We start from the raw sequence: 15,408 nt of genomic DNA, 5'->3' as shown, positions 1-15,408 counted from the left end.
ACGCTCTGCGTGGGAACGAGCCCTGGGTGAGTTCGGGTCAGACCTTGACGATCCAACCCGCCGGCGCTTCCACTTCGCCGGTCTGTACACCGGTCAGCTCTTTGTAGAGCTTCTGGGTGATCGGGCCGACTTCGGTTTCGCTGTGGAAGACGTGCAGCTTGTCCTTGTAGTGGATGCCACCGATCGGTGTGATCACTGCGGCGGTCCCGCAGGCGCCGGCTTCCTTGAAGTCCGACAGCTGGTCGATCAGCACGTCGCCTTCGATCACTTCCAGGCCCAGGCGCGATTTGGCCAGTTCGATCAGCGACAGGCGGGTGATGCCTGGCAGGACCGACGGGGAGTTGGGGGTGACGAATTTGTTGTCGTGGGTGATGCCGAAGAAGTTCGCCGAACCGACTTCCTCGATTTTGGTGTGGGTCAGCGGATCAAGGTAGATGCAATCGGCGAAGCTGGCCTTCTTGGCCTGTGAGCCCGGCATCAGGCTGGCGGCATAGTTGCCACCGACCTTGGCGGCACCGGTGCCTTGTGGCGCGGCGCGGTCGAAGCTGGAGATCAGGAAGTTGTGCGGGGTCAGGCCGCCCTTGAAGTAGGCGCCGACCGGGATGCAGAAGATCGAGAAGATGAACTCGGGTGCAGTGCGCACGCCGATGTTGTCGCCCACGCCGATCACGAACGGGCGCAGGTACAGCGCGCCGCCGGTGCCGTAGGGCGGGATGAAGCGCTCGTTGGCGCGGACCACTTGTTTGCAGGCGTCGATGAACTGCTCGGTGTCGACGTGCGGCATCAGCAGGCGGGCACAGCTGCGTTGCATGCGGGCGGCGTTCTGGTCCGGGCGGAACAGGTTGATCGAACCGTCCTTGCAGCGATAGGCCTTCAGGCCTTCGAAGCATTGCTGGCCATAGTGCAGGGCGGTGGAGCCCTCGCTGATGTGCAGCACGTTGTCGTCGGTCAGGGTGCCGGTGTCCCAGGCACCATCGCGCCAGTGCGACAGGTAGCGCTTGTCGGTCTTGATGTAGTCAAAGCCCAGTTTGTCCCAATTGATGCTCTCGTTACCCATGACACCCTCTATTTCTTGACAGCCGTCGAAACGGTTCAAGGCTTCTGACGTTTTTTGGATGGGGACAACAATACTTCATTCCGGGGGTGTTTCGCAGCCTCACCCGTATGATTGTTCCCACGCTCCGCGTGGGAATACCTCAACGGACGCTCCGCGTTCGGCTTTGGGACGCGGAGCGTCCCTGGCTGCATTCCCACGCGGAGCGTGGGAACGATCCTGATGCGCTATATATGCAACGCATGCCCCAACGCTCGCAGCGCTGCTTCCTGCACCGCCTCACCCAGCGTCGGGTGGGCGTGGATGGTGCCGGCGATGTCTTCCAGCCGCGCGCCCATTTCCAGGGATTGGCCGAACGCGGTGGACAGCTCCGAGACACCGACCCCCACCGCTTGCCAACCGACGATCAGGTGATTGTCCCGGCGCGCCACGACCCGCACGAAACCGCTTTTCGATTCCAGGGTCATGGCCCGGCCATTGGCGGCGAACGGGAAGCTGGACACGATGCAATCCAGCCCGGCCGCCTTGGCGTCGTCCGGCGTCTTGCCCACCACCACCAGTTCCGGGTCGGTGAAGCACACCGCAGCGATGGCCGTGGGGTTGAATTCCCGGGATTGGCCAGCAATCAACTCGGCGACCATTTCGCCCTGGGCCATGGCCCGGTGGGCGAGCATGGGCTCGCCGCTCAGGTCACCGATGGCCCAGACATTACGCATGCTGGTCTGGCAGCGACTGTCGATCTTGACCGCCGAGCCGTTCATCGCCAGATTCAACGCTTCCAGGTTCCAGCCCTGGGTGTTGGGCTTGCGACCGACCGCCACCAGGACCCGGTCAGTGTCCAGGTTCAAGGTGTCGCCCGCGGGATCGCGCACTTGCAAGGTGCTGGCCTGGGCATCGAAGCCCTCGACGCTGTGCTTGAGGTACAGCTTCACGCCCAACTGCTTGAGCGCCTCGTGCACCGGTTGCGTCAGTTCGCCGTCGTAGGCCGGCAGGATCCGCTCCTGGGCTTCGACCACGCTGACCTCGGCGCCGAGCTTGCGGTAGGCAATCCCCAGTTCCAGGCCGATGTAGCCACCGCCGACCACCACCAGATGCTTGGGCACCGAGGTCGGGGCGAGGGCTTCGGTCGACGAAATGATCGGTCCGCCAATCGGCAGCATCGGCAGGTTGACGCTTTTCGAACCGGTGGCCAGCAGCAGGTGCTCGCACTGGATGCGGGTGTCGCCGACTTCCACGGTCTTGCCGTCGATGACCTTGGCCCAGCCGTGAATGACCTGGACCTTGTGCTTCTTCAGTAGCGCCGCAACGCCGGTGGTCAGGCGATCGACGATGCCGTCCTTCCATTCCACGCTCTTGCCGATGTCCAGGCTCGGCGCCGCCACCGTGATGCCCAGGGCCGAGCCCTGGCTGTGGTGCCGCGTCTGGTGGAATTGCTCGGCCACATGGATCAACGCCTTGGACGGAATGCAGCCGATGTTCAGGCAGGTTCCGCCCAGCGCCTGGCCTTCCACCAGGAGGGTCGGAATGCCCAATTGACCGGCGCGAATCGCCGCCACGTAGCCGCCGGGGCCGCCGCCGATGATCAGCAGCGTGGTGTTCAGAGTCTGTTGCATGCCTGCTCCCAATTAGTCGACGAACAAGGTGGCCGGTTGTTCGAGCAAGCCGCGCAGGGCCTGGATGAATTGCGCCGCGTCCATGCCATCGACCACCCGGTGATCGAAGGAGCTGGAGAGGTTCATCATCTTGCGGACCACGATCTGGCCTTTGATCACCACGGGCCGTTCGACGATTTTGTTCACCCCGACGATGGCCACTTCCGGCAGGTTCAGCACCGGTGTGCTGACGATGCCGCCCAGGGCGCCAAGGCTGGTCAGGGTGATGGTCGAGCCTGACAGTTCATCACGACTGGCCTTGCCGTTGCGCGCAGCGTTGGCGAGCCGGCTGATTTCCGCCGCGCTGTCCCACAGGCTGCGGGCTTCGGCGTGACGCACCACCGGGACCATCAGGCCGACGTCGCTCTGGGTGGCCACGCCGACATGCACCGCGCCGCAGCGGTGGATGACCTGGGCTTCGTCGTCGTAGCGGGCGTTCATTTGCGGGAAGTCGCGCAGGGCCACGACCATCGCCCGCACCAGGAACGGCAACAAGGTCAGCTTGCCGCGAGTGGCGCCGTGTTTTTCGTTCAAGTGAACCCGTAGCTCTTCCAGGGCCGTGACGTCGATTTCCTCGACGTAGCTGAAATGGGCGGCGCGCTGGGTGGCTTCCTGCATGCGCTGGGCAATCTTGCGGCGCATGCCGATCACTGGGATCTGCTGCTCGTCGTGGCGTTCGGCATAGCCTGAACCGCCCTTGGCCGGGGTCGACGGACCTTGGGCCAGGTAAGCGTCCAGGTCTTCGTGCAGGACCCGGCCGGCGGGGCCGCTGCCCTGGACCAGGCGCAATTGAATGCCCAGGTCCAACGCGTGCTTACGCACGACCGGGGAGGCCAGGGGGCGTTCGTCGGGATCGCGGGCCACCGGCGCTTGAGGCGCTGGACGCGAGGTGGCGGCCGGTTTTTCCGCCACCGGTCGGGGCGCTGCCACGGGCTCAGGCTTCGGTGCCGGCGTCACCGCCGTCGCAACAGCCGCCGGCTGGGCCGACTCCTTGAGGTTGCCCGCGCCTTCCACTTCAATGCGGATCAGCTCGCTGCCCACCGCCATGACTTCACCGGGCTCGCCGCCCAGGGCGATGACGCGGCCGTGCACCGGCGATGGGATGTCCACCATGGCCTTGTCGGTCATGACATCGGCCAATACCTGGTCTTCAACCACCAGGTCGCCGACCTTGACGTGCCACACCGACAGTTCAACTTCAGCGATGCCTTCGCCAATGTCCGGCATCTTGATAACGTGCGTGCCCATTCAGACCTCCATGACCCGTTTCAACGCCGCGCCCACACGGGACGGCCCTGGGAAATACGCCCACTCCTGCGCGTGCGGGTAGGGGGTGTCCCAACCGGTGACGCGTTCGATGGGCGCTTCCAGGTGGTGGAAGCAATGCTCTTGCACCAGCGACACCAGCTCGGCGCCGAAACCGCAGGTGCGGGTGGCTTCGTGGACGATCACGCAGCGGCCGGTCTTTTTCACCGACTTGACGATGGTCTCCAGGTCCAGCGGCCACAGGCTGCGCAGGTCGATGACTTCGGCATCGACGCCGCTTTCCTCGGCGGCCACCTGGGACACGTAGACCGTGGTGCCGTAGGTGAGAACGGTCACGTCCTTGCCCGGACGGGTGATGGCGGCCACGTCCAGCGGTACGGTGTAGTAGCCGTCCGGGACCTGGGCCGAGGGGTGTTTCGACCACGGCGTTACCGGGCGGTCGTGGTGCCCGTCGAACGGGCCGTTATACAGGCGCTTGGGTTCGAGGAAGATCACCGGGTCATCGTTTTCGATGGAAGCGATCAGCAGGCCCTTGGCGTCGTAGGGGTTGGACGGCATCACGGTGCGCAGGCCACAGACCTGGGTGAACATCGCCTCGATGCTCTGGCTGTGGGTCTGGCCGCCATAAATGCCACCGCCGCAAGGCATGCGCAGGGTCATCGGCGCGGTGAACTCACCGGCCGAGCGATAACGCAGGCGCGCCGCTTCGGAAATGATCTGGTCCGAGGCCGGGTAGACGTAATCGGCGAACTGGATCTCAGCCACGGGCCGCAAGCCGTAGGCGCCCATGCCCACCGCCACGCCGACAATGCCGCTTTCGGAAATCGGCGCGTCGAACACTCGCGAGGTGCCGTACTTGTTCTGCAGGCCTTCGGTGCAGCGGAACACACCGCCGAAATAGCCCACGTCCTGGCCGAACACCACGACGTTGTCGTCGCGTTCGAGCATCACGTCCATGGCCGAGCGCAGGGCCTGGATCATGGTCATGGTGGTAGTGGTCATGGCGGTATCCAGCGCAATAGTGGTGTTGTGATCGTTCATGTCAGATCCCCAACTGCTGACGCTGGCGCTTCAAGTGCTCCGGCATCTCTTTGTAGACGTCTTCGAACATCGTCGCGGCGCTCGGCACCTGGCCACCGGCGAGGGTGCCGTACTGCTCGGCTTCTTTCTGGGCGGCGATGATCTCGGCTTCCAGTTCGGCGCTGACAGCAGCGTGTTCCTCTTCCGACCACTGGCCGATGCGGATCATGTGCTGCTTGAGGCGGGCGATCGGATCGCCCAGCGGGAAGTGGCTCCAGTCGTCGGCGGGGCGGTACTTGGACGGATCGTCGGAGGTGGAGTGCGGGCCGGCGCGGTAGGTGACCCATTCGATCAGGGCCGGGCCGAGGTTGCGGCGGGCGCGTTCGGCGGCCCAGCGCGAGGCGGCGTAGACCGCCATGAAATCGTTGCCATCGACCCGCAGCGAAGCGATGCCGCAGCCGACGCCGCGTCCGGCGAAGGTGGTGGCTTCACCACCGGCAATGGCCTGGAAGGTAGAGATTGCCCACTGGTTGTTGACCACGTTGAGGATCACCGGCGCGCGGTAGACGTGGGCAAAGGTGAGGGCGGTGTGGAAGTCCGATTCGGCGGTGGCGCCGTCGCCGATCCAGGCCGAGGCGATCTTGGTATCGCCCTTGATAGCCGAGGCCATGCCCCAGCCCACGCCCTGGATGAACTGGGTGGCCAGGTTGCCGGAAATGGTAAAGAAACCGGCGTCCTTGACCGAGTACATGATCGGCAATTGCCGGCCCTTGAGCGGATCGCGCTCGTTGGACAGCAGTTGGCAGATCAGGCCGACCAGCGGCACGTCGCGGGCCATCAGGATGCTTTGCTGGCGGTAGGTGGGAAAGCACATGTCGTCGATATTCAACGCCAAAGCCTGGGCGCTGCCGATGGCCTCTTCGCCGAGGCTCTGCATGTAGAACGACATTTTTTTCTGGCGCTGGGCGACCACCATGCGGTTGTCGTAGATCCGCGTCTTGAGCATGGCGCGCATGCCCTTGCGCAGGATCTCGACCGGGATGTCCGCGGCCCATTCGCCCAAGGCGTTGCCTTGGTCATCGAGCACGCGGATCAGGCTGCGGGCCAGGTCGGTGGTGTCGGACGGTTCGACGTCGACAGGCGGTTTGCGCACCGTACCGGCGTCGCTCAGGTGCAGATAGGAGAAGTCGGTCTTGCAGCCGGGACGGCCCGAGGGTTCGGGAACGTGCAGGCGTAGCGGTTCGTACGCTGGGTTCATGGCTTTCTACGCTCGATCTTGTGAATTTCTTGTAGTGGGCGCGCTAGCTGACAATTCCCCTGGGTAAGGGGAAATTGTCCTACAACAATCATAGGCTCGGCGAAGAAGAATATTTTTCTCTGTTGGCTTGCTGTTCAGATCATTTGCAGATAAAAAATCTGCACAACGATAAAAAACAGGATTATTTGTCTCATGCGCAAATTGGATCGCACCGACATCGGCATTCTCAACAGCCTTCAGGAAAACGCCCGCATCACCAACGCCGATCTGGCCCGCTCGGTGAACCTGTCGCCGACCCCGTGCTTCAACCGGGTGCGGGCCATGGAAGAGCTGGGGGTGATCCGCGAGCAGGTCACCCTGCTGGACGCCGACCTGCTGGGGCTGCACGTCAATGTGTTCATCCACGTCAGCCTGGAGAAGCAGGTGGAAGAGGCGCTGCAGCATTTCGAAGAGGCGATCTCCGACCGGCCGGAGGTGATGGAGTGCTACCTGATGGCAGGGGATCCGGACTATCTGATCCGCGTGTTGGTGCCGACCATCCAGTCGTTGGAGCGGTTCATGATGGACTTCCTGACCAAGGTCCCGGGGGTGGCGAACATCCGTTCGAGCTTTGCCCTCAAGCAGGTGCGTTACAAGACGGCGTTGCCGCTGCCGGCCAATGGGTTGACGCTGGGGAGCTGATCAAGCGCTAGCAACCACAATCCGTTGTGGGAGCGAGCCTGCTCGCGATATCGGTGGTTCAGCTTGCACTGATGTTGGATGTGTCGACGCTATCGCGAGCAGGCTCGCTCCCACAGGTTTTTCCTACAGGTTTCTTCAAAGCTGATTGACCGGAATCTTGAGGTAACTCACCCCATTGTCCTCAGCCGGCGGCAGGTTACCCGCCCGCACATTCACCTGGATCGCCGGCAATAGCAGCGTCGGCATGCCCAGCGTTCCGTCGCGCTGGGTACGCATGGCGACGAACGTGGCTGTGTCGATGCCGTCGTGGATGTGGATGTTGTGCTGGCGCTGTTCGCCCACGGTGCTCATGCACTGGGGCTCGCGATGATCCGGCGGATAGTCGTGGCAGACATAGAGCCGCACACCGGCGGGGAAGGCCAGCAGCTTGCGGATCGAAGCGTAGAGCTGGTGCGCATTGCCGCCGGGGAAGTCGCAGCGGGCGGTGCCGACATCGGGCATGAACAGCGTGTCACCCACCAGGATCACGTCGCCGTCGATCAGGTAGGCCATGTCCGCCGGGGTATGGCCGGGCACATGCAGCGCCGTGGCCTTGAGGTTGCCGATGGAAAAGGACTCGTCGGCGGCGAACAGGTGGTCGAACTGCGAGCCGTCCACGGCAAAGTGCGGTTCGAGGTTGAACAGGGCCTTGAAGACCCGCTGGACCTGGTCGATGGATTGGCCGATGGCGATCTTGCCGCCCAGCACCCGGCGCAGATAGGGCGCGGCTGACAGGTGATCGGCGTGGGCGTGGGTTTCCAGCAGCCACTGCACGGTCAATTGGTGTTCGGCGACGAACGCAATGATGCGATCAGCCTGTGTCGTCGCGCTGCGCCCCGAAGCCGGGTCGTAGTCGAGCACCGGGTCGACCACCGCGCATTGCCCGCCGTCGTGTTCATACACCACGTACGTATAGGTCTTGGAAGCGGGGTCGAGAAAGCCTTGGATCTGCGCGGGCATGGCAGCGAACCTGGTGAAGAAGAACCGGTTGCAACACGTAAGGTTTACAACATATGGTCCGCAGCTTAATGAGGGCCACGGCGTCCTGCAAATGCGATCGCACCTGCCAACAGGTGTGCGCGGCGTGAGAGAGACTTATGTTACTGGCAGGTTTTTTTGGCGTGGTCATGGGCCTGGTGTTGGGTCTGACGGGCGCCGGCGGCGGTATTCTTGCGGTTCCGGCGTTGGTGCTCGGGCTGGGCTTGACCATGACCCAGGCCGCGCCGGTGGCGTTGTTCGCCGTGGGCAGCGCGGCGGCGGTGGGCGCCATCGACGGCTTGCGCCATGGCCTGGTGCGCTATCGCGCGGCGTTGCTGATTGCGTTGCTGGGCGCGGTGTTTTCGCCGCTGGGTGTCTACTTCGCCCATCAGCTTTCGGAAAGAATTCTGATGATCCTGTTCAGCCTGTTGATGGTGCTGGTGGCGGTCCGCATGTTGCGCCGGGAAACCGCGCAACCGGGGCCAAGCGACCACGGTGCCGCCAGTTGGGGCCAGAAAAATTGCCTGCTCGACCGCCAGACCGGACGCCTGGCCTGGACCGCCCGCTGCAGCGCTACGTTGGCGGCACTCGGCGCAGTGACGGGCGTGGTGTCCGGTTTGCTAGGGGTGGGCGGCGGCTTCCTGATCGTGCCGGCGTTCAAGCAGCTGACCGACGTGCAGATGCGCGGGATCGTCGCCACGTCGCTGATGGTCATCAGCTTGATCTCGCTGATCGGCGTGGTAGGCGCGTTGCATGCAGGGGTCAGCATCGACCGGGTGGGCGGCGCGTTCATCCTGGCGAGCATTATCGGAATGCTGCTGGGACGGCGCTTGGCCGCCAGGGTCCCGGCCCGGGTGTTGCAGGTGGGGTTTGCCGGGGTGTGCCTGGTGGTGGCGGTGTACATGGTGGTGCGGGCGTAACGACCCGGGCTGTGGAACCCTGCTGTGGAACTCCATTGTGGGAGCAAGCTCCCTCGCCACGGGGATCAACGTGGTGTGCACTGCATCGAAAACCCCAACGCCACCGACTGGCCTTGCTCCAGTAAACGCAACCCAGGTCGCCCCGGCAGGTGGTGGGCATTGACCGGGTGGCTGACCGGTTCGATGCAGAAGAAGTCCAGGCCGACCGGGCAGTACAACAGGAAATAATCGCTGCCGCTGGCCCGGCATTCCAGCTCGTAACCCAGGTCCGGCTGCTGGATCAGGCAGTGCCCGTCCCAACCACCGAAGCCATTGTCGACCAAGGTATCCGGGAGCAATCGAGGCTGCTGGAAATCCCATTCCGCCGGCACGTCCGTGAGCGCCGTTGGCAGTTTGGCGCTGTCGCACAGCCACACTTCGCTGGCGCGGGTTTGCAGGCGCGTGCTGGCGGTGCGCGGAAAATAGGGGTGCAGGCCCAAGCCGTGCCACGCCGGCTGTTCGGCCAGGTGGGTGACGTGCAGGGCGATTTGCAACTGGCCGCCGCTCAGGCGAATCCGCAGGCTGGCGCAGTAGGCGAAGGGGTAGCGGCTGTCGAGTTGCAGTAAAGCTTCCTGAGCGCTGTGTTCGATCACCTGCCACGCTTGCTGCCAGGCGCTGCCATGGATCGGAAACGGATCGTTGGCGCTGTTGGCTTCCAGGGCCAGCCAGCCCGACGGGCCATCGAAACCGCCCTGGGCGATCCGGTTCGACCATGGAATCAACGGGAAACAACCGAGCTTGCCAGGCTGGCGGTTTTCCACGGCGTGGGGGGCGGACGGGCGTAGCAGCGGGGCGCCATTGCCGAGTAACGTCCAGTCAACGAGGCTGGCGCCCAGGTGCGGGGCCAGGGTGAGGCGGGTGAGTTCGTCTTCGAGGTGCAGGAGCGGTGGTGTCATGGTGGTCTTGTCTGTTTGGAAAAAGTCCGAGCGCGAATGCAATTGTGGCGAGGGGATTTATCCCCTCGCCACAATTGGATGTTGCCGTTTGCGGGTTACAACACCAGATGCGGCAACCACAGCGAAATCGCGGGGATATAGGTCACGGCCAGCAGCACCAGGAACAGCATGCCGTAGAACGGCAGCAGGGCCTTGACGGTACTTTCGATGCTGACCTTGCCAATGGCGGCGCCGACGAACAGTACTGCGCCCACCGGCGGTGTAATCAGGCCGATCCCCAGGTTCACCAGCATGATCATGCCAAACTGCACCGGGTCCACGCCAATGCCCATGATCACCGGCATCAGGATCGGCGTCAGGATCAGGATCAGCGGCGCCATGTCCATCACCGTGCCCAACAGCAGCAGCATCACGTTGATGCACATCAGGATCACGTAGCGGTTGTCCGACAGGGTCAGGAACATCGTGGTGATCTTCGCCGGAATCTGCATCAGCGTCATGATGTAGCCGAAGCTGGCGGCGAAGCCGATCAGGATCATCACGATGGAAATGGTGCGGACCGTACGGTGCATCAGCTTCGGCAGCTCGCTCCATTTGTAGTCGCGATAGATGCACATCGTCACGAAGAAGGCCCACACCACGGCGATGGCGGCCGATTCGGTGGCGGTAAAAATACCCGACAGGATACCGCCGAGGATGATGAACATCGTCATCATGCCCCACATGGCTTCCTTGCAGATTTTCAACGCCTGCTTGAGCGGAATGACTTCACCCTTGGGGTAGTTGCGCTTTTTCGCGAAGATCAGGCACAGCACCATCAGGCAGGCGTTCATCATGACGCCTGGCACGATGCCGGCCATGAACAGCGAACCGATCGATACGGTGCCGCCAGCCGCGAGGGAATACAGCACCGCGTTATGGCTGGGTGGAGTCAGCAGCGCTTGTACCGAGCCACTGACAGTGACAGCGGTGGCGAACTCCCGCGGGTATCCACGGCGTTCCATTTCCGGGATCAGTACCGAGCCGACCGAGGCGGTATCGGCGACCGAGGAACCCGAGATCGCGCCAAAGAAACTTGAAGCCATGAGGTTGACCAGCGACAGTCCACCGCGCACGAAACCCACCAGTACACTGGCGAAGGCGACGAGCCGGCGGGACATGCCACCTTCGGCCATGATTGCGCCCGCCAGCACGAAGAACGGGATGGCCAGCAACGAGAACTTATTCACCCCGCCCGCTACCTGGATCATCACCGCCTGGAACGGGATGTCGATCCACCACGCACCGATAAGGGCGGCAGCGCCCAAGGCATAGGCGACCGGCATGCCGATCAGGATCAGTACCACAAAACTGCCCAACAGAATCAGAGCGTCCATTAAACGGCACCTTCGCTTTCTTCAACCAAGTCGAACTGCACGACCCGACGCTGGCTCTGATCGCCTAAAAAGAGTTTTTCCAGGACAAAAATCAACGTCAGGAACCCACCAATCGGGATTGGCATATACGTGATGCCCACCCGCAAGGTCGGCAGGGCGCTCATGAACTGGTTCCAGGTCGACATGCACAGCTTGGCGCCCCAGATGGTCATGAAGATGCAGATCGCAGCCATCAGCAATTGCGCGACGACCGAGGCCGCGCTTTTCAGATGCGGCGGTAAACGGTTGGTCAGCATGTCCACGGCCATGTGGGAGCCGGAGCGATAGCTGGCGGCGGCCCCGATAAACGTGAACACGATCATGAGCAGAATCGCGGTGGGTTCCGGCCAGCTCGAACCAGTGCCCAGTATGTAGCGGGCGAATACACCCCAGGGGATCATCAGGGCCACCGCCAGGACGGAAAGGCCGGCGACCCAGATGCACGTCATGTAGATCCTATCGTTGATACGCAGCAGCAGATTCTTCATCGGGTTTCACCGTAAACCGGGCGCGCCTTGGGCATCAGGCGCGCCGGGCCTTGTCATGAGTACAGGTCGAGGGTGTTACTGGACGGCTTCGATTTTCTTGATCAGGTCGGCATACGGCGCGCCGTACTTGGCCCGCACGGGTGCGGTGGCGTCATAGAAGGGTTTTTTGTCGACGGTGATGAACTCGACGCCGGCGGCCTTGAGTTTTTCTTCACTGGCGGCGGACTTCTTGTCCCACAGTGCGCGTTCATCCAGCTGGGCGGCCTTGGCGGCTTTCTTCACCAGATCCTGTTGGGTCGGGGTGAGTTTTTCCCAGGTGATTTTCGACATCACGATCGGCTCGGGCAGGATCAGGTGACCGGTCAGGCTGTAGAACTTGGCGTTCTGGTAGTGGTTGTGCTCGAGCATGGTCGGCGGGTTGTTTTCCGCGCCGTCGATCACGCCGGTCTGCAGGGCGCTGAAGATCTCGCCGGTGTCCATGGCGATACCGTTGCCGCCCATGGCGTTGATGGTCTCGATGAACATCGGGTTGCCCTGCACGCGAATCTTCATGCCCTTGAGGTCTTCAAGCTTGCGCACCGGTTTCTTGGTGTAGAGGTTGCGCGTGCCGCCGTCCATCCAGGCCAGGGCCACCAGGCCGAATTCGGAGTTGGTGATCCGGTCGAGGATCTCGTCGCCGACAGGGCCGTCGATGACATTACGCATGTGCTGTGTGTCACGGAAGATGAACGGCATGTTGAACACGTTCACGTCCGGCACCACCGGGCCGACGATGCCGAGGCTGACGCGGGTCATCTGGATGGCACCGACCTGGGCCTGTTCGACGACTTCTTTTTCCGAACCCAGCACGCCGCCCGGGAAGTACTTGAAGGTCAGCTCGCCGTTGGTGTCCTTGGTCAGGGCCTTGCCCATGTTTTCCTCGGCGACCACGGTCGGGTAGCCCGCCGGGTGGATGTCGGCGAACTTGATTTCCAGGGCGTGCGCCGCTTGGGCCAGGAACGCCAGGGGAAGCGCTGCGATCAGAAGGGTACGTTTGAAGTTCATGGTCTATCTCCAGTCTTGTTGTTGTTATGTGCTCATCCGGTGAAGCGGCAATGCAGGTCAGTTTGCGGCGTGTTTGAGCCCTCCAAACGCGGGTTCAGCGAGGCCCTTGACCCCCGGGTTGAGGGCGAACACGCCCCCGGCCAGTGACTGAGGGTCGGTGTCGTCACCGGGGCGGATCGAGGTCACGAACAGGGTGTCCAGACGGCTGCCGCCAAAAGCGCACATCGTCGGTTTCTTCACCGGTACGGCCAACGAACGGTCCAGTCGGCCGTCCGGGGTGAAGCGATGGATCAGGCCGGCATCGTTGGCACAGATCCAGTAGCAACCCTCGGCGTCCACCGCCGCGCCGTCCGGGCGCCCGGCCAGCGGCAGCATGTCGACGAAGAGCCGCCGGTTGGAGGGCGTGCCGCTGTCGATGTCGTAATCGAAGGCCCAGACCTGCTGCACCAACGGGTGGGAATCAGAGAGGTACATCGTCCGCCCGTCCGGGCTGAAACCCAGGCCGTTGGGCACGATGAAACCGCTCAGTTGCGCCTCGACCGGGCTGCGTTGCCCGGCCTCATGGCGATACATCCGGCCCACATCGGCGTTGGCGCCCATGTTCAGCACCATGCTGCCGGCCCAGAAGCGTCCCTGGCGGTCGCAGCGACCATCGTTGAGGCGCATATCGGCGCGGCTGTGCTCGACGCTGGCGCACAGCTCGCTGTCCAGGCTGCCGTCATCATTGGGGTGCAGGCGGAAGAACCCGCTCTCCATGCCCGCCACCCAGCCACCGTCCTGGTGGCGGGCGATGCAGGCGAGCATCTCCGGTGCTTGCCAACCCATGAGCTGACCGGTCCCGGCGTTCCAGCACTGCAGGCCACCGCTTGGAATGTCTACCCAGTACAGGGCGTTTTCCTCAGGCACCCACACCGGGCTTTCTCCAACGGCGTTGCGTGCATCGACAATGAGTTCGGCTTGCATGGTGATTCCTTTGTGTTCGTATCCCATGGGTACAGGCGGATCAATCGTCGAACGGCCCGGCCGCGACGAAGGCGCCACCCTGGTAAACCATGGCCGGGTCATCGGGGGCCGGCATCGGCTGCGCTTCGACCTTGGCGCGGTAGATTTCCGAACTGTCCTTGGGCTGATAGCCCAGGTGCGTGGCGTGGCGGTTGTCCCACCACACGTCGCGGTTGGCGGACACGCCGTACACCACGGTGTGGCCGACGTTCGGGGCGTAGAGCGAGCACTCGATCAGGTGGGTCAGGTCGTCGAAGCTCAGCCAGGTGCTCATCATCCGGCGGTTCTGGGGTTCGCTGAACGACGAGCCGATGCGGATGCTCACGGTCTCGATGCCGTAGCGATCAAAGTAGAAACTCGCCACGTCTTCGCCGTAGGACTTGGACAGGCCGTAGTAGCCATCCGGACGACGAGGGGAGAGGGCGTCGAGGGCTTCGTCCTGCTTATAGAAACCGATGACATGGTTGGAGCTGGCGAAAATCACTCGCTTGACCCCGTGTTTGCGGGCCGCTTCATAAATGTGGAACACGCCGCTGATGTTGGCACCGAGGATTTCCTCAAACGGACGTTCAACCGAGACACCGCCGAAATGCAGAATGGCATCGACGCCTTCCACCAATTGATGCACGGCTTGCTTGTCGGACAGGTCGCACGGCACCACTTCTTCGCTTTCATCGATGGCCGGGGCCATGTTGGCAATGTCCGACAGGCGAATGTGGCGGGCGAAAGGTTTCAGGCGTTCGCGCAGGACCTTGCCGAGGCCACCGGCGGCACCGGTCAACAGCAGGCGATTGAGAGGATGGCGGATCTGTGTCGTAGTCATGAAATTACCTGAGCAAACAGTGAGAGGTGTCAGTTGTTATAGGTTCATAGGGCCTTTGTCGTGGCGACGCAGCTTGCTCCTCCACCGATCTTGTGCCCACCACCCATCCTGTGGGAGCGAGCTTGCTCGCGATAGCGCTCGGTCAGCCTGCAACCAGGGTGAATGTGCCGCCGTCATCGCGAGCAGGCTCGCTCCCACAGTGATGTTCATCAGCCTGGTCTGTGCATTCACCACCAACCCTTGTGGGAGCGAGCCTGCTCGCGATGACGACAGCCCAGTCGCCACCTGATCCAGCAGGCCCACCGCAGTCGCCTTACAACAAGCTGATCGGATAGCTGATGAAGACGCGGTTCTCATCGAATTCGTTGGTGCTGTAGTCCCGACGAATGGATGCGTTGCGCCATTTCACGTTGAGGCTTTTCAGCGCGCCGCTCTGCACGGTGTAGGCCAGTTCGGTTTCGCGGCCCCATTCCTTGCCGTCGTCGACGGTGGCGGTGTGCACGTTGTCGCCGCTGATGTAGCGGTTCATCAGGGTCAGGCCCGGCACGCCGACGGCGGCGAAGTTGAAGTCATGGCGCAACTGCCAGGATTTTTCCTTGGCGTTGTCGTAGCTGGAGTTGTAGCTGTCGTTCGCCAGGGTGCCGCCGCTGGTCCCGTTGACGCGCATCCAGGCATCGTCGCCGCCGACTTTCTGCAAACCGACGTAGAAGGTGTTGCCACCGTATTTGGCCGAGAGCATGGCGAACGCGGTTTTGTTATCGAGATCGCCGGCCAGGGCGCTGCCGTCTTCCTTGCCGATGAAGTAGCCGAGATTGGCGCCCAGGGTCCAGTCG

15 protein-coding genes are annotated in these 15,408 nt (G+C 62.9%); 2 read left to right on the top strand and 13 right to left on the bottom strand.

All coding sequences use genetic code 11. The features are described from left to right. Window positions 1-37: 37 nt before the first annotated feature. The 5 genes from J7E36_RS24630 to J7E36_RS24610 form a co-directional block, all read right to left on the bottom strand. Window positions 38-1,057 carry a branched-chain amino acid aminotransferase gene (locus tag J7E36_RS24630; RefSeq protein ID WP_215008889.1) on the bottom strand — a complete coding sequence of 340 codons (1,020 nt, stop codon included), beginning with the start codon at window positions 1,055-1,057 and terminating at the stop codon, window positions 38-40. 224 nt (window positions 1,058-1,281) lie between these two features. Further along, window positions 1,282-2,667, bottom strand: a complete 1,386-nt coding sequence (lpdA, locus tag J7E36_RS24625; RefSeq protein WP_215008888.1) for a dihydrolipoyl dehydrogenase — start codon at window positions 2,665-2,667, stop codon at window positions 1,282-1,284. A gap of 12 nt (window positions 2,668-2,679) precedes the next feature. Beyond that, window positions 2,680-3,954, bottom strand: a complete 1,275-nt coding sequence (locus J7E36_RS24620; protein WP_215008887.1) for a dihydrolipoamide acetyltransferase family protein — start codon at window positions 3,952-3,954, stop codon at window positions 2,680-2,682. Next, window positions 3,955-5,013: an alpha-ketoacid dehydrogenase subunit beta gene (locus tag J7E36_RS24615; protein ID WP_215008886.1), complete on the bottom strand. Its 1,059-nt coding sequence runs from the start codon at window positions 5,011-5,013 to the stop codon at window positions 3,955-3,957. Window position 5,014: 1 nt separating this feature from the next. Then, entirely contained in the window at window positions 5,015-6,250 is a 1,236-nt protein-coding gene (locus J7E36_RS24610) for a 3-methyl-2-oxobutanoate dehydrogenase (2-methylpropanoyl-transferring) subunit alpha (RefSeq protein ID WP_215008884.1), read from the bottom strand. A gap of 192 nt (window positions 6,251-6,442) precedes the next feature. Between J7E36_RS24610 and bkdR the strand changes: the two genes are divergently transcribed. Then, window positions 6,443-6,931, top strand: coding sequence for a Bkd operon transcriptional regulator BkdR (bkdR, locus tag J7E36_RS24605; RefSeq protein WP_042730813.1), 489 nt, complete (start codon window positions 6,443-6,445; stop codon window positions 6,929-6,931). Between the two features lie 135 nt (window positions 6,932-7,066). Here the strand turns inward: bkdR and J7E36_RS24600 are convergent, their stop codons facing one another. Continuing rightward, window positions 7,067-7,930: an MBL fold metallo-hydrolase gene (locus tag J7E36_RS24600; RefSeq protein WP_215008883.1), complete on the bottom strand. Its 864-nt coding sequence runs from the start codon at window positions 7,928-7,930 to the stop codon at window positions 7,067-7,069. Between the two features lie 137 nt (window positions 7,931-8,067). Between J7E36_RS24600 and J7E36_RS24595 the strand changes: the two genes are divergently transcribed. Then, complete coding sequence (locus tag J7E36_RS24595; RefSeq protein ID WP_215008882.1) at window positions 8,068-8,868, top strand: sulfite exporter TauE/SafE family protein; 801 nt, start codon at window positions 8,068-8,070, stop codon at window positions 8,866-8,868. A gap of 65 nt (window positions 8,869-8,933) precedes the next feature. On the opposite strand, the gene J7E36_RS24590 is transcribed toward J7E36_RS24595, so the two are convergent. The 7 genes from J7E36_RS24590 to J7E36_RS24560 all read right to left on the bottom strand — a co-directional run. After that, on the bottom strand, window positions 8,934-9,803 hold the full coding sequence (locus J7E36_RS24590; RefSeq protein WP_215008881.1) for an aldose 1-epimerase: 870 nt from the start codon (window positions 9,801-9,803) through the stop codon (window positions 8,934-8,936). A 95-nt stretch (window positions 9,804-9,898) separates the two neighbouring features. Next, window positions 9,899-11,179: a TRAP transporter large permease gene (locus J7E36_RS24585; RefSeq protein ID WP_215008880.1), complete on the bottom strand. Its 1,281-nt coding sequence runs from the start codon at window positions 11,177-11,179 to the stop codon at window positions 9,899-9,901. Then, window positions 11,179-11,706 carry a TRAP transporter small permease gene (locus tag J7E36_RS24580; RefSeq protein WP_215008879.1) on the bottom strand — a complete coding sequence of 176 codons (528 nt, stop codon included), beginning with the start codon at window positions 11,704-11,706 and terminating at the stop codon, window positions 11,179-11,181. The genes J7E36_RS24585 and J7E36_RS24580 overlap by 1 nt, the downstream gene beginning before the upstream one ends. Window positions 11,707-11,781: 75 nt before the next feature. Next, window positions 11,782-12,750 carry a TRAP transporter substrate-binding protein gene (locus tag J7E36_RS24575; protein WP_215008878.1) on the bottom strand — a complete coding sequence of 323 codons (969 nt, stop codon included), beginning with the start codon at window positions 12,748-12,750 and terminating at the stop codon, window positions 11,782-11,784. A 57-nt stretch (window positions 12,751-12,807) separates the two neighbouring features. After that, on the bottom strand, window positions 12,808-13,713 hold the full coding sequence (locus tag J7E36_RS24570) for an SMP-30/gluconolactonase/LRE family protein (protein ID WP_215008876.1): 906 nt from the start codon (window positions 13,711-13,713) through the stop codon (window positions 12,808-12,810). Between the two features lie 40 nt (window positions 13,714-13,753). Beyond that, on the bottom strand, window positions 13,754-14,575 hold the full coding sequence (locus tag J7E36_RS24565; RefSeq protein WP_215008874.1) for an NAD-dependent epimerase/dehydratase family protein: 822 nt from the start codon (window positions 14,573-14,575) through the stop codon (window positions 13,754-13,756). Between the two features lie 313 nt (window positions 14,576-14,888). After that, window positions 14,889-15,408, bottom strand: a 520-nt coding sequence (locus J7E36_RS24560) for an OprD family outer membrane porin (RefSeq protein ID WP_215008872.1), incomplete at its 5' end; no start/stop codon positions are given.

The organism is Pseudomonas fluorescens, assembly GCF_018614775.1.
Classification (GTDB): Bacteria; Pseudomonadota; Gammaproteobacteria; order Pseudomonadales; family Pseudomonadaceae; genus Aquipseudomonas; species Aquipseudomonas fluorescens_BY.
This window is presented reverse-complemented; position numbering and strand designations above follow the sequence as displayed.